Origin of the sequence: Ezakiella peruensis (genome assembly GCF_900215725.1) — a bacterium.
GTDB classification, from domain to species: domain Bacteria; phylum Bacillota; class Clostridia; order Tissierellales; family Peptoniphilaceae; genus Ezakiella; species Ezakiella peruensis.
The window spans coordinates 1-15,201 of the sequence record NZ_LT962470.1 but is presented as its reverse complement, the minus strand read 5'-3'; the positions used below and the strand labels follow the sequence as shown (position 1 = coordinate 15,201).

Sequence of the window (15,201 nt, the reverse complement as noted above, 5' to 3'; positions counted from 1 at the left end):
TGGCAAGTTTTTTTATCTATGGTATAATTAGGGCAGGAGGATTTTATGAAAAAGAGATTTATTATTCTAATCGCTTGTTTAATTGTTTTTTCGGCTAATATTTTTGCTGAAAATGTGACTGGCGAGAGGACTTTTCAAAAGGTTTTGCTAAACGGCCAAGAGGTTAAGGTCGGTTCTTATCTGATAAATGAAAGAAATTATGTTAAGTTAAGGGACATGGCTGCCCTTTTAAATGGGACTGGTTCTCAGTTTAATGTGGACTGGGACGAGGCTACTGGTAATGTACTTATTATAACTGCCAGCCCTTATCAAAAACTGGCCGGTGACTTGACTCCGCTTGCGGCCGGTAATGTGACTGGGCAAAAGGGAAATATCAATCTGCTTTTAAATGGCCAGGCAAAGCAAATTGAAACTGTTCTGATAAATGAAAACAATTATTTACAGCTTAGACAATTGGGTAATTTAATTGGCCTAGGTGTTGATTGGGACGAAGCTACTGGGGCGATTTTACTGGCAACTGGGTCAGGAGAAAATGTTGACCTATTGGTAGACGATGATAAAAATCAAAAGCCCATTATAAATGACGGTAATGATAGCAAAGATAAAAACTATATATCCCTTGCTGCAGACCTAATAAATCCTAGCGAAGGCTCATATAATTTTGCTAGCAACTTTGCAATCGGTTCTACCATGCCAAAGTTTACTGTGGATATGATTGACGGGTCAGAAAATAATATCAGCCTTGGCAGGCTTATAAAGGACAAGATTCAAATTTATAATTTTTTCCAAAGCTCATGCTCATATTGCGTAAGCGAAATGCCAGACTTGGCTGAGTCAAACAAGAGGGCGGACGTGGACGTGATTGCAGTTTCCCTGGACCAAGATATATCTGAGGTCAAGAGGCTGTTTGATGCAAATGATTGGAGGCTACCGGTTTTTAAGGCGACTTCAGGTTATGATATTGTTGCATCTTATGATGTAAAGACCGTTCCTCATTCAGTTTTCACAAAAAATGGCAAAGTCCTTGGCCTTTTCAAGGGGGCCTTGACAAATTCACAAATAGATTTTATTGTAAATGAATTATCTGCGGGGAAAAAATTCCCAACAGATATTGAAATTCAAAATCATTAATAAAAATTTTTAGACGGCTAAATCTTAGCCGTCTTTTTTATTTTAAAAGTCTTGCAAAGTCCTAGATTCATTGACTTTTAACGGCATATGTTGTACAATAAGCCTGATAAACAGGAGGAATTATGGTATTAAAAGTAGGAGACATTATTGAGGGTAAGGTAAACGGGGTTTCAAACTTCGGTTGCTTTGTAGACTTGGAGGGCGATGAAAGTGGCTTGGTTCACATATCTGAGCTGTCAAATGAATTTGTTGAAAACATAAACGACTTTGTCAAGGTTGGAGACCTGGTCAAGGCCAAGGTTATCAGCAATGAAGATGGCAAGATTGCACTTTCTATGAAGGCCTTGGAAGAACCACCGGCACCGAAATTTATTGAAAAGGGCCCCGAAGATTCTGCCTTTGAAAAACTAATGTCTAAGTTTGTCAAGGAATCAAATGAAAAAATTCAATCCATTAACCAAAGAACATCCAGACGAAGAGGTTCTGGTAAACCGAAAAAATAATATAGAAGAATATTTCACTTGCTTTTGTCAAGATGAGATCTTCAAAAATGAAAAGAAAGTCTTGGTTGCCCTGTCGGGTGGCCCTGACTCTATTTTTGTTTTAAAAGTCTTAAAGGCCTTGCAAGCTGAATTTAATTTTGAAATTCACGCCTACCACTTGAACCACCAGCTGCGTCAGACTGCAGACCGTGATGAAAACTTCGTCAAAGGCCTCTGTGCAGATAATGATATCATCCTCCATCTGGAGACTGCAAATATAGACCGACTTGCAAAAAAATCTGGGCTTGGCACTGAAGAAGCTGGCCGGGTCAAAAGATACGCTGACCTAAAAGGAATAGCTGAGGAAATCGGCACGACTACTGTTATAACTGGCCACCATTTGGACGACGACATTGAAACCGTCCTTATGAACTTTGAAAGGGCAGCAGGTTTAAATGGTCTTGCAGGTATAAAAGTCCGAGAGGGAATATTTTTTAGGCCCCTTTTAAATATTGGCAAAGATGAGATTTTAAAATACTTGGACGAACACGAAATTCCATACTGTATTGACGAGACCAATTTTATAGACGATGTATCTAGAAATGATATGAGGATAAATAAAATTCCTCAGATAGAGAAAATTTTGCCTGATTTTAAAAACAGGGCAGAGCTTGCGATTGGAAATTTAAAAGCTTCAAGGCTCTTGATAGAGGGTCTGGTTGAATATTTTTTGAAGGATGCGGATGTAAGCGAAGACACAATCAGCATTTCTATTTCAAAGATGCTAGAGCTTTTTCCTTATACACGGGCTGATATTTACATGGCTATTATTAAAAAGCTCAATCCAAAGCAGCAGGATATCTACTCTTATCACTTGAGGGAAATTGACCAGATAATTTTTAGCGATGGCGAAAAACGAACCAGTTTTTCTGGCATCTATATTATAAAATCCTATGACGATTTAATTTTTACTTTGAATGAAGACTATGTCAGTGAATGCAAATTCCAAGTGACAAAAGATTTTGATGAAAAAAATCTTGCACTGGATGCAGACAAAATCCAAGGACAAATTACTTTCAGAAAACGCTTGCCCGGAGATGTTTTTGAGACCAGGGGTGGGCGGACCAAGAAGCTTAAGGAAATATTAATAGATGAAAAAATCCCCAAATACAAGCGGGACTCCCTGGTCATTGCTTGTGATGAGGCGGGAATTATATATGTTCAAGACCTGTGGCTATCTAAACGCGTGGCCACTGATGATCATACAAAAAACACAATTTACTTAAGGAGGTATTATGAACAAGGCGATTAAAGAAATGCTCTTTACTGAAGAAGAAATTTCAAAAAAAGTAAAAGAAATGGGATCAGAAATTACCCACGACTTTATGGATAAAGATTTAATGGTAATCGGCATTTTAAAAGGCTCTTTTATCTTTATGGCAGACCTAGTCAGACAAATTAATTTGCCAGTATTGGTTGATTTTATGAGCTTATCAAGTTATGGGGCAAGTTCTAAGTCGACTGGTGAAGTTAGGATTTTAAAAGACCTGGACTTTTCAGTTGAAGGCAGGGACGTACTTGTAGTCGAAGACATTGTAGACACTGGCTACACTTTAAAATACTTGCAAGACAATTTGTCCAGGCGTGGGGCAAATTCAGTTAAGTTTGCAACCTTTTTGGATAAAAAAGAAGCAAGAAAAACTGATGTCCAGCTGGATTATGTTGGCTACATTGCGCCAAACGATTTCATAGTTGGCTATGGACTTGATTATGCGGAGAGCTATAGAAATCTCCCATATATAGCCAGCTTAAAGGAGGAGATTTATAAAATATGAGGAGATTAAGACTATCGCCATTTTTTATAATAATAATGACTGTGTTCATTCTCTCCAGCCTCTGGCCACTTTTAATGGGCAAAAACCAAGAGAAGATTGAGCTGACCAAGGCAGGCGAACTTTTGGACGCGGGCCAGGTCAAGGTCGCAACTATAAGTGGTGATAAATTAACTTTGACTGACAAGGAAGACAAGGCCTATGGGGCGATTTTACCGGCAACCTTGCAGGCGGACTTTTACAATAAACATATAGGTCCACAAGTCGATGCAAAAAATACGGTCTTCGATGCCCACAGCGTTCAAGAATCTGGACTCCTGGCATCCATAGTTCCCTATATTATAATGATGGTTGGATTTATATTTATCTTTAATCTAATCTTCAAACAGATTGGCAGCCAAAACAAAGACGCCCAGCAATTTGCAAAGTCAAGGGCCAAAAGATTTGAGCCAACTAATTCTAAGCCAGTTACCTTTAAAGACGTGGCTGGTCTGGAAGAAGAAAAGACAGAGCTATATGAAATTGTGGATTATTTACAAAACCCAGGCAAGTTTGCCAAGGTCGGAGCTAGGATTCCCAAGGGCGTTTTGTTAGTCGGCCCACCAGGAACAGGTAAGACTTACATTTCAAGGGCTGTTGCAGGCGAAGCGGGAGTTCCATTCTTTACCATAAGCGGCTCTGAGTTTTTGGAAATGTTTGTTGGCGTGGGCGCCAGCCGTGTCCGCGATTTATTCAATGAGGCCAAGGCCAATGCCCCTTGCATAATTTTTATTGATGAAATTGATGCCGTGGGCAGGAAGCGTGGGACAGGTCTTGGCGGTGGCCATGACGAACGCGAACAAACTTTGAACCAGCTCCTCGTAGAGATGGACGGTTTTGAAAAGAACGAAAGCATTATTATAATGGCAGCAACCAACCGGCCAGATATTTTGGACGACGCACTTCTAAGGCCGGGCAGATTTGACCGCAAGATTACAATCGGCTTGCCAGACCTAAGAGGTCGGGAGGAAATTTTAAAAATCCACTCCAAGGACAAGCCCATGGGCGAGGATGTTGATTTAAATAATATAGCCAGGAGGACTTCAGGTTTTTCACCTGCAGACCTGGAAAATCTTATAAATGAAGCGGCTCTTTTGTCTGTCAGACTAGGGCGGACAACTATAAACAAAGATATGTTAGAAGAGGCCAGTGTAAAGGTATTAGCTGGACCAGAAAAGAAATCGGCAGTTGTGACTGAAGAAGAAAAGAAATTAGTTTCTTATCACGAGGCAGGTCACGCGATTATTGGTCGGACCTTGAAGCACACCGACCCTGTCCACATGGTTACAATTGTACCGCGTGGGGATGCAGGTGGCTTTACCTACACAGTGCCTGACGAAGAGACCAGCTTTTACACCAGGTCCAAGATGATTGACATGATGATTATGCTCCTGGGTGGACGAGCTGCAGAAGATATGAAGCTAAACGATATTTCAACCGGCGCTTCAAACGATATAGAAAGAGTTACAAAAATTGCCCATGCCATGGTTGCAAAATACGGCATGAGTACAAAGATTGGGACCCTCAATTATTCAGATGACGAAGGTCAATCTTTCATAGGAAACACTATTGGTCACACCAAGGCGTATTCCGAAGAAATTTTAAAAGACATCGACACTGAAATGCGGGCCATAGTTAATTATTGTTACGATAAGGCTAAGGAGATCTTGAGAGACCACGACGATGCACTCGAAAGACTTGCAGGGGCCCTTATCGACAAGGAAACAGTATACAAGAAGGAATTCGAAGCAATTTACAGCGGGAACTATGATCCCAAGGACTTCGAAGGAGAAAAATTAGAAATATTTTAGGAGTTTAAATTATGAAGAACACAAAAAAACTGGTTGTATCCGCAATCCTCTTAGCATGGATTTTGGTTCTCGGAATGACACAGTTAGGTTTTATACCATTTGGACCAATTAGAGCAACGACCCTACACATCCCAGTAATTATTGGGGCCATCCTTTACGGACCTTATGTGGGCACATTTTTAGGCCTGTCCTTTGGGCTTTATTCCCTCTGGACCAACTACACCAAGCCAACGGTTTTGAGCTTTGCCTTTCAAAATCCGCTCATAAGTGTTTTGCCAAGGATAATTTTTCCACTGATCGCCTATTTTCTTTACAAGGCCCTTAAGGAAAAATCTCACAAGCAAATGATTAGGCTGACCAGCATTATTAGCTCAGTTTTACTAATCGAAATTATTTATTCGCTTGTAAAGGCCTTTAAAGATGGGAAGACTTTGGGAATTGTAATTGGATTAATTTCGCTAGTACTGATTGTGATGATTTGGATTATGACAATCAAGAAGGAAAATATAATCACACCGGGCTTCGTCTCGGCAGTTATAGCTACAATTTGCCATACGGCAATGGTCATGGGCTCAATCTATTTGATCTACTCAGATAAGATGATGGGCATCAAAAATATGGACCGCAAGGGTGTCTTGTACTATATACTTTCAGTGGTATTTTTAAATGGTATACCTGAGGCAATTATTGCTGGACTAATTACAGGGGGAATTTTAAGTAGAAAACAATCATGATTTTAACAATAGATATAGGTAACACAAATACAGTTTTAGGAATATACGAAGGCTATGACCTAAAGGTTAGCATCAGAATTTCATCTGACAGCAAAAAAACTGTGGATGAGATTGCACTTTTCATTGACCAGATCTTTACTCTTAGGGGCGTGGACGTGACGAAAATCCAAGGGGCGATTTTATCTTCAGTTGTGCCAATGGTAACTGACAATATGATTGAGGCGGTTAAAATGCTAACAGGCCTTGAGCCGATTGTAGTTGGCCCAGGGACCAAAACTGGACTAAACGTCCTCTACGATGACCCAAAAGAAGTTGGGGCAGACAGGATTGTAAATGCAGTTGCTGCCATCGACAAATATGGTGCGCCGCTCATTATAATCGACTTTGGAACGGCGACCACCTATTGCGTGGTGGACGAAAAATCCAATTACCTGGGCGGCATTATAAGTCCGGGCATAGGCATAAGTGCGGAGGCGCTTTTTATGAAAGCTGCCAAGCTGCCAAAAGTTGACCTAACTGTGCCAGAAAGTTTTTTAAATAGAAATACAGTTGACGCCATCAGGGCGGGCCTTATGTACGGGGCTATTGGCCAGGTTGATTATATAGTTAAGCACTTAAAGGCCGAGGAAAATATAGACGCAAGGGTAATTGCAACTGGGGGACTCGCCAAGGTTATTGCATCAAAGACTGAGGTAATAGATGTGGTCGACGACGAGTTGACTCTCTGGGGCCTAAGGAAGATCTATGACAAGAACGCTAAGCATAGGGGATAGGCTGCCGGTTTTTCTGGCACCCATGGCCGGTTACACGGACTTTCCCTTTAGGAAGATCGCCTTTGAATTGGGCCTCCCATACGCTGTAACGGAAATGGTAAGCGCCAAGGCCTTGTATTATGATAGCCAGAGGACCCTTGAGATTTCAAAGTCAGTGGGCAGAACCGGCATCCAACTCTTTGGCCACGAGCCAGAGGCCTTTCAAATCGCAATCGAGAGATATTTAAACCCAAGGGAAGATTTTCTCTGGATTGATTTAAACTTCGGTTGCCCTGCGCCCAAAATTTTTAAAAATCAAGACGGGTCTGCATTATTAAATGACCTGGATACCTTGGCGGCTATAATTAAGACCTGCAAAAAATATTCCAACAAGCCAGTCTCTGCCAAGATGCGCTTGGGGGTAAGCGATCCATCTAACGCAATCGAAATCGCCCAGCGGATCGAAGATGCAGGAGCAGATTTCTTGACAGTCCACGGCCGGACCCGCGACATGCACTACACTGGCCAGGCCGATTGGGAAAAGATATTTGAAATCAGAGAAAAACTCAATATTCCCGTTATAGGAAACGGTGACATAGATTCATTTGACAAGGCGGTCGAGCTTTTGAAGTCAGACGATATTGACGGCATTTCCATTGGCCGCTTTGCCATTGGTAATCCCTTTATATTTGCAGATATTCACAATTATTTTTCCCCGGACAAGATTAATTACGATAAATATGATATAATAAAGAAACATTTTAAATACATGACGGAAGATTTTTCCGAACGAGTTGCTTTGAACGATTTTAAAAAGCATTTGATAAAATATTTGAACAATCGACCAGAGGCAACCAAGATAAGAAAAAGTCTATCTGAGATTAACAGTATCGACAAGATGAACGAGACTATAGACAGACTTTTTAAAAATATAGAAAAAGAGGTTAGAACAAATGACTAAAAAAGAAGTATTTTTAACAAAAGATGGATTGACCAAGCTTGAAGAAGAGCTCGAAGAATTAAAAACAGTCGGCCGTAAGGAAGTTTCAGCCAGGATCAAAGTTGCACTTGGCTTTGGAGACCTGAGTGAAAACGCTGAATACGACCAAGCCAAGAACGAACAAGCCCAACTGGAAGAGCGTATTGTTAAGCTGGAAAATTTAATCAGAGAAGCTGTTGTAGTAGAAGATCATGAAATCACAACCGAAAAAGTAAATGTCGGTACAACGGTAACCATAATCGAAGAAGAAATCTACACCATTGTTGGTTCAGCAGAAAGCGATCCACTTAATGGTAAAATTTCAAACGAAAGTCCACTTGGAGCAGCCCTTCTTGGCAAGAGAAGAAAAGATATAGTAGAAGTACACGCTCCAGACGGAATTATTAAATACACTATCAAAAGCATCAAAAAATCATAGGAGGTATCATGGAACAAGAATTAAACGAAATGCTTCAGATGAGGCGGGAAAAATTACAGAAACTAAAAGACATGGATAAAAATCCATACGAAATTACAAATTACGACAGGACCCACTTTGCCAAAGATATCTTAGATAATTTTGATGACTATGAAGGTAAATACGTATCAATCGCCGGCAGGGTAATGGGCAAGCGTGGTCACGGAAAAGTCACTTTCCTTGACATCCTAGATTCAACTGGGACAATCCAATCCTTTGTAAGCCAAAACAATTTGGGAGACGATTATGAAGAAGTAAAACTCCTTGACATCGGTGACATCATCGGCATCAAGGGCGAAGTTTTCAAGACCAAGATGGGAGAAATTTCCGTACGCTGCGAAGAATTTGTTATTTTGACAAAATCTCTTCAAATCCTACCGGAAAAATTCCACGGACTCAAGGACCCAGACCTCAGATACCGTCAAAGATATGTGGACTTGATTGTAAATCCAGAAATCAAAGAGACCTTTATCAAGAGAAACAAAATCTTAAAAGAAATTAGAAAATATTTGGATGACAGAGACTTCCTAGAAGTTGAAACTCCAACCCTAAATACAATTGCAGGTGGTGCTAATGCAAGGCCATTTATCACCCACCACAACACACTTGACATCGATATGTATCTGAGAATTGCCAACGAACTCTATCTAAAGAGATTGATCGTCGGTGGTTTTGACCGCGTATACGAAATGGGCAAGATGTTTAGAAACGAAGGCATGGACCAAACCCACAACCCAGAGTACACAGCTATCGAACTCTACGCTGCCTATGCAGATTACAAGGACATGATGGACATCACAGAAAATATGGTCTCCACCATTGCACAAAATGTTTTGGGCACACAAATCCTTGAATTCGATGGACTAAAACTCGACGTAACTCCACCATGGAGAAGAATTACAATGGTTGAAGCCATCAAAGAATATGCTGGCGTCGACTTTGAAGAAATAAAAACAGACGAAGAAGCAATTGCAATTGCCAAGGAAAAAGGCCTAGAGCTTGAACCATCCAAGATGGATAGGGGCAATATCATCAACGAATTCTTTGAAGAATTCTGCGAAGACCACATGATTCAACCAACCTTTGTCACTCACCATCCAGTAGAGGTAAGTCCGCTGGCCAAACGCGACCCAGCAGACCCACGCTACACACAAAGATTCGAAGCCTTTATGGCCACCAAGGAAATTGCAAACGCATTTACTGAACTCAACGACCCAATCGACCAACGCGCCAGATTTACAGCACAAATGGAAGCCAAGAATCTTGGCGATGACGAAGCTCATCCAATGGATGAAGACTTCTTAAACGCAATTGAAGTTGGCCTCCCACCAACAGGAGGACTGGGCATCGGTGTCGATAGACTTATCATGTTCTTAACTGGCGAAGTTTCAATCAGGGACGTAATTTTATTCCCAACAATGAAGCCAATAGGCTTAGAAAAGGCAAGCACAGAAGCCATCAAGGCAGAAAAACTCGACCTATCAAAAGTAAAAGTCGAACCACTCTTTGAAGATATGGTTGACTTTGAAAAATTCTCTGAATCAGATTTCAGAGTTGTAAAGGTCAAGGCTTGTGAAGAAGTTCCAAAGTCCAATAAATTATTGCAATTTACCCTTGATGATGGATCAGGCACTGACAGGACAATCCTATCAGGCATCAAAAACTTCTACTCCGCAGACGAGCTAGTAGGCAAGACTCTACTTGCAATCACCAACCTCCCACCAAGAAAAATGATGGGAGTAGAATCATTCGGCATGCTCCTATCAGCAGTCTGCGACTATGACGGAGAAGAAAAATTAAATTTGATCATGCTAGATGAAAATATCCCAGCAGGATCAAAAATCTATTAAAGAACACGCTAATTATGAAACTGGGGTTTGTTATGAATCCCAGTTTAATTTTTATAATGAAGATTGAAAATTGATAAAAAACGTTAGTGACTATACATTGAAATAAATTATCTGATCTAAGCAGGGCAGGATTTTATGTTGCGGTCATAAGTGTTGACATAGTATAGCTATTGTGTATAAAAAATTTTTAATAGATTTCAAAGGTTAATGTATGAGAGGGTTAGAATGAAGAGTATTTTGATTATAGAGGATAATAAAGAAATTGCTTTACAAATGGAAAAGTATTTAGTTAATAATGGCTATGAGGTAGAGATTGCATCATCTTTTTATGAAGCGACCTATAAGATGAATGTAGACATGGACGTGGCGCTACTTGATATAAATCTACCAGATAAAGACGGTCAGTATTTAATTGAAAAATTAAAAGATAAAGATATTAGAATTATAGTTACTACTGTTAAAAATGATGAAGATTTTATAGTTAAAGCCCTTGATCAAGGTGCAGATGATTACTTAACTAAACCATTTTCCCTTGCAATATTAAGGGCGAGAATTGATGCAGTTTTAAGGACAATAGCTCTAAGTCAAGACAAAACAATCAATTATAAGGATATAAAAATAGATTTAAATGATTCAAAAGTTTATTTTAAAGGTAAGCAAATAGAGCTAACTCCACTTGAGTATGAAATCCTAGTCTTATTTATTAAAAATCCTCACAGAGTTTATACCAGAAGTCAGCTGCTTGAAATGTTCTGGGAAGATAGGGATAAGTTTGTAAATGACAATACTCTCACATCTACTATTAAGAGAATCAGAGAAAAGCTTGATAGAGAAGTTATTATTACTGTTAGAGGAATTGGTTATAGGATGGATTGAGATGATATATGTATTATGGATAATAAGTCTGGGACTTCTATATTATTTTTTAGAATCAAGAAAGAAAAATAGAATAAATGAGCTTATAGATCTGATAGAAAAAATGAAGAATCAAGACTACAAAATTCCTATGAAGCAAGATGATTTTTCGATTTTAGAAGATAAGATTTACAAACTTTTTATAGAAATAGTCGAAGCCAAAGAGACAAGCACTAAAAATAGTGAAAAGCAAATAGAATACCTAGAAGATATTGCCCATCAAATCAAAACTCCCATTACATCTATGCTTTTTTCTATAGAAAATTTGGGGATAGATTTTCCAGATAATGATGATATAGAGATTTTAAAAAGGCAAACAATCAGATTAAACTCCCTATCAGATATTTTGCTTAAACTATCAAGCCTTGATGCAAATAAAGATCTTATGAAAAAAGAACAAATTCGTTTAGATGAATTAGTGGATTATGCTTTAGATAGTTTGGATTTAAATAGATCTATAAATGTAGAAATAGAGGAGAGTTTAAAGGAAAATAGTATTTGTGGAGATTTTTATTGGCTGGCAGAAGCTCTGATTAATATTATAAAAAATGCTGACAATAGACCGACTTGTGATAAAATCGTGCTTTCATCATACAAAAATCCCCTCTATACGAGCTTAATCATTGAAGACAATGGTGGAGGAATAGAAAAAGAGAATATGAAAAAAATCTTTAAACGCTTTTATAAAACTCCAGACTCAAATGGTTTTGGAATTGGTCTTGCTATGGCGAAGTCAATTGTCGAAAAAAACAACGGAGAAATTTCCGTTTCAAATATTGATGTTGGAGTAAGATTTGAAATAAAATTCTACAATGTCACCTAAAAATCACTTTACTTTTATATACTTACCTTAAATTAAGGAGGAAAGTATGGAAATATTAAAAGTAGAAAATTTAATAAAAGAATACGGCGAGGGTAATTCTAAGGTCATAGCCTTAGACGGTGTTAACCTTGAAATTGAAAGAGGCGAATTTGTCGCCATTGTTGGACCAAGTGGGTCTGGTAAATCAACCCTCCTACATATTATAGGAGGAGTAGATAGTCCAGATGATGGAAAGGTTTATATAGATGGTAACGACATCTCAAAGTATTCCTCAAAAGAATTAGCCTACTTTAGAAGAAGAAAAGTCGGACTAATTTATCAGTTTTATAATTTGATTCCAAATTTAACAGTTCGTCACAATATTGAACTTCCTTTAAAGCTTGATAAGAGAAAAATAGATCAAGATGAATTTTCAGATATAGTAAAAAAACTTGGTATAGAAAGTAAACTTGACTCTTTTCCAAGTGAGCTTTCAGGAGGTCAGCAACAAAGAGTTGCCATAGCGAGAAGTCTTATCTATAATCCATCTATAATATTAGCGGATGAACCAACAGGTAATTTGGACAGGAAAAATTCTAAGGAAATTATAGAAATTTTTAAATATTTCAATAGAAGCTTAAAACAGACAATTATCCTAATCACCCATGACGAAGAAATAGCTTTACAAGCAAATCGAATTATTACAATAGTCGATGGAAAAATTGTAGGAGATGAAAGAAATGAATAAGAAGAATTTTCCTATTTTCATCTCATTATTTATTGTAAGTTTATTTTTTACTGTGGTTTTTTATTATGGATACAGAAGTTTGAGAGCTAACTATGGTTATTACATGGCTTCAAGCTTTTATCATGGAGAGATTAAAGAAGAACTTTCAAATGAAGATGTTGAAAAGTTAAAATCCATTGAAGACATAGACTTGGTCGGAAAAATGTCTCTTAATCCTGATAATGGAAAACTTGCTGACGATTTAGTCGTTATTAACTACCAAGACGAAGCAATCAATAAGATGAGAGAGTATTCAAGACTTATTGAAGGCAGATTTGCTACAAAGGAAGACGAAATTGTACTATCTAAAAGCCTCGTAGAGAAAAATAAACTTAAAATAGGCGATCGTGTAGAACTTGATTTAGGCAAAAGGTTGTTAGACGGAGAAGAGATAGGCCCCACAAGTGCAAATACTGACAGGGAAAAATTTGAGAGCCAAGGTTCTAAAAGTTTTACTTTAGTCGGTGTTTACGTAGATGTCTACAACAAGTACAGTAAACTAAGTTTTGCTCTAGGGCTACAAGATAAAATGCCTACGTTTAGAACCTTTGTAAAATTTCATTCATTTGAAGAAGCTTACAAAAATAGAGATAAAATTCAAGCAGAAATCAATCAGACTTTGGGCAAAAAAGTTACTTTAGAATTTTCTGAAAGTCTTATAAACTATTATGGAGTAGAAAACGAACCCTTACAAGATATAATGAGCCAGGCTGTTCTTGTTCTATCAGTTCTTGGATGCATAGCGATCTTTGTGTTTTTTATAAAAAACATCTTTTGGGTTTGGGGGCTTAGGAAGATTAGAGAGCTTTCCATTTATAAGTCTATAGGATCTACCAATGGACAAATTTATCTCTTACTTCTAAAGGAAGGACTTATTATAACTGCAATTCCAATACTCTTAGGACACATTGCAGGATTTTTCTTTATTAATTGTTTGTATAAAAACATAACAATAGGTGAAGGAGTAAGTGCCTTTGAAGTTATAAAATTTAATCCCTTATTAAGTTTATCAATACTTTTGGTTTCTTTTATCATTGTGGCACTAGCTATTAAATCCCCTGCGAAAAAGATTTCTAAAATAAACATTATAGACGGCATAAGAGGGAATATAGATTTTTCAAAATCAAAGAAGAAAAGAGTCAAAGATTTTTGGAAAGAATTAAAACTAAACAACTTGGCATCAATAAAATCACAGAGATATATTTCTGCAATAGGGATAATTATAATTTCAGTATTTATAATCATCATAGGTATCTCAAGTTACTACAGAGATTTTTCGCATTACGATGATGGCTATAATTTTTCCGTGGACTATTTTAGCGAAAAGAATCAAGTCCTGGAAATATTAAAAGAAATTGTAGATAAAGTTCCTAACGACAAGTCTTATATTTCAAAAGACAAGTATGTTCAAGTGGAAAATACAAATGAATTCTCAAAAGAAGCAAAGTCAGCTGGATTAGACGAGGAAGCGAAAAAGAATATAAAAAAATATAAGACAGAGGGTATGGATGGATTTATCATCGCCTTGGAAGAAAAAGACTTAAAAGAACTTGGAGGAAAGAAGGGTGAATTTATTCTCTACAATACAATTCAAGAAGATTCTTCTATTCCAATAGCCAAGGCAAAGAGGATTCCCTATTTCGAAAACCCACAGACTTTAGATATTAACTTAAATGATTATAAGAAGACTATTAAAATTTCAAAGACAATAACAGATTTGGGAAAATATAAGTCGAGAACAAGACCATTTGATGTAAAAGTTTATACAGATTTTGACACTTATTTTAAACTTATGGAAGAAGCAGGTGATGAGAAATACAAAAATTATGCCTATACATTAAATATGAAGATAAAAGATTCGGATACCAAAGATGTAAAAGAATATGTAGAGGCCATGATTAGAAGTAAAATTTCACCAGAAGATCGCTTTAATATCATAACAGGTGAGGAAACAGCAAAAAATGAATATAATGATTTGAAAAGTCTAATAAAAATTGTAATAGGGATTGCATCAATCATCTTTGTACTAAATATCACCAATGGCTACTCATCTATTAATTTAAGTCTCATGAGCAGAAAAAAAGAAATCGGAAGTCTTTACTCTTGTGGAATGGATGTAGATGAGTTAAAGAGTATTTATCAAAAGGAGTTTATTGGAGAACAGGTAAAGTCCTTTACTATTTCTATTATTGTGAGTTTAGGAGTTATGTTTGTAATATCATTAATAGCTCCTGATTTAAGAATGAGTACTCTAATAAAATATTATGACTATAAAAGTTTCTTAGGATTTTCATTAGTCGTCTATGGTATTAATCTAATCATCTATCATTTTTCTTTAAAAAGAATTTTAGACAGACCGACTATAGATTTAATTCGAACAATATAATTTCAAAGTAAGTGGAGTATATGAATAAAAAGATTGAGTCAAATTTCTTAAAGTGCCTATAATTTTAGGCACTTTTTCTATATCTACTTTAGGAGATGATAATAATATATTTTTATTCCTTTGTCTATAATTATGGAATATGTTGCTATTTTTGTGTCCACTAATTTGAGTATGTTCCAAACCTGATCATGCTAGATGAAAATATCCCAGCAGGATCAAAAAT

The 15,201-nt window shown here is 37.3% G+C and carries 14 protein-coding genes; all 14 read left to right on the top strand.

What is annotated here, in order from left to right:
* The first annotated feature begins 45 nt into the window (after nt 1-45).
* The 14 genes from CUU59_RS05000 to CUU59_RS04935 all read left to right on the top strand — a co-directional run bounded on the left by CUU59_RS05000 (nt 46) and on the right by CUU59_RS04935 (nt 14,978).
* Complete coding sequence (locus CUU59_RS05000) at nt 46-1,131, top strand: redoxin family protein (protein ID WP_099950910.1); 1,086 nt, start codon at nt 46-48, stop codon at nt 1,129-1,131.
* A gap of 122 nt (nt 1,132-1,253) precedes the next feature.
* Nucleotides 1,254-1,634, top strand: a complete 381-nt coding sequence (locus CUU59_RS04995; RefSeq protein ID WP_099950909.1) for a S1 RNA-binding domain-containing protein — start codon at nt 1,254-1,256, stop codon at nt 1,632-1,634.
* Nucleotides 1,567-2,925, top strand: a complete 1,359-nt coding sequence (gene tilS / locus CUU59_RS04990; protein WP_099950908.1) for a tRNA lysidine(34) synthetase TilS — start codon at nt 1,567-1,569, stop codon at nt 2,923-2,925. The genes CUU59_RS04995 and tilS overlap by 68 nt, the downstream gene beginning before the upstream one ends.
* Complete coding sequence (gene hpt, locus CUU59_RS04985) at nt 2,909-3,448, top strand: hypoxanthine phosphoribosyltransferase (RefSeq protein WP_099950907.1); 540 nt, start codon at nt 2,909-2,911, stop codon at nt 3,446-3,448. The genes tilS and hpt overlap by 17 nt, the downstream gene beginning before the upstream one ends.
* The gene (ftsH, locus tag CUU59_RS04980; protein WP_099950906.1) at nt 3,445-5,295 is read left to right on the top strand and encodes an ATP-dependent zinc metalloprotease FtsH; all 1,851 of its coding nucleotides are present in this window, start codon (nt 3,445-3,447) and stop codon (nt 5,293-5,295) included. The genes hpt and ftsH overlap by 4 nt, the downstream gene beginning before the upstream one ends.
* An 11-nt stretch (nt 5,296-5,306) precedes the next feature.
* Nucleotides 5,307-6,029 (top strand): ECF transporter S component, encoded by a 723-nt coding sequence (locus tag CUU59_RS04975; RefSeq protein ID WP_099950905.1) that lies wholly within the window; start codon nt 5,307-5,309, stop codon nt 6,027-6,029.
* A complete protein-coding gene (locus tag CUU59_RS04970) occupies nt 6,026-6,802 on the top strand; it encodes a type III pantothenate kinase (protein ID WP_099950904.1) in 777 nt (258 codons plus the stop codon). The genes CUU59_RS04975 and CUU59_RS04970 overlap by 4 nt, the downstream gene beginning before the upstream one ends.
* Nucleotides 6,774-7,742: a tRNA dihydrouridine synthase gene (locus CUU59_RS04965; protein WP_099950903.1), complete on the top strand. Its 969-nt coding sequence runs from the start codon at nt 6,774-6,776 to the stop codon at nt 7,740-7,742. Before CUU59_RS04970 ends, CUU59_RS04965 begins: the two co-directional genes overlap by 29 nt.
* Entirely contained in the window at nt 7,735-8,199 is a 465-nt protein-coding gene (gene greA / locus CUU59_RS04960; RefSeq protein ID WP_099950902.1) for a transcription elongation factor GreA, read from the top strand. The genes CUU59_RS04965 and greA overlap by 8 nt, the downstream gene beginning before the upstream one ends.
* Before the next feature lie 8 nt (nt 8,200-8,207).
* A complete protein-coding gene (lysS, locus tag CUU59_RS04955; protein WP_099950901.1) occupies nt 8,208-10,088 on the top strand; it encodes a lysine--tRNA ligase in 1,881 nt (626 codons plus the stop codon).
* Between the two features lie 225 nt (nt 10,089-10,313).
* Nucleotides 10,314-10,964: a response regulator transcription factor gene (locus CUU59_RS04950; RefSeq protein WP_099950900.1), complete on the top strand. Its 651-nt coding sequence runs from the start codon at nt 10,314-10,316 to the stop codon at nt 10,962-10,964.
* Between the two features lies 1 nt (nt 10,965).
* Complete coding sequence (locus CUU59_RS04945; protein ID WP_099950899.1) at nt 10,966-11,826, top strand: sensor histidine kinase; 861 nt, start codon at nt 10,966-10,968, stop codon at nt 11,824-11,826.
* 46 nt (nt 11,827-11,872) lie between these two features.
* Complete coding sequence (locus tag CUU59_RS04940) at nt 11,873-12,553, top strand: ABC transporter ATP-binding protein (RefSeq protein ID WP_099950898.1); 681 nt, start codon at nt 11,873-11,875, stop codon at nt 12,551-12,553.
* Nucleotides 12,546-14,978: an ABC transporter permease gene (locus tag CUU59_RS04935; protein ID WP_099950897.1), complete on the top strand. Its 2,433-nt coding sequence runs from the start codon at nt 12,546-12,548 to the stop codon at nt 14,976-14,978. Before CUU59_RS04940 ends, CUU59_RS04935 begins: the two co-directional genes overlap by 8 nt.
* Nucleotides 14,979-15,201 lie beyond the last annotated feature (223 nt).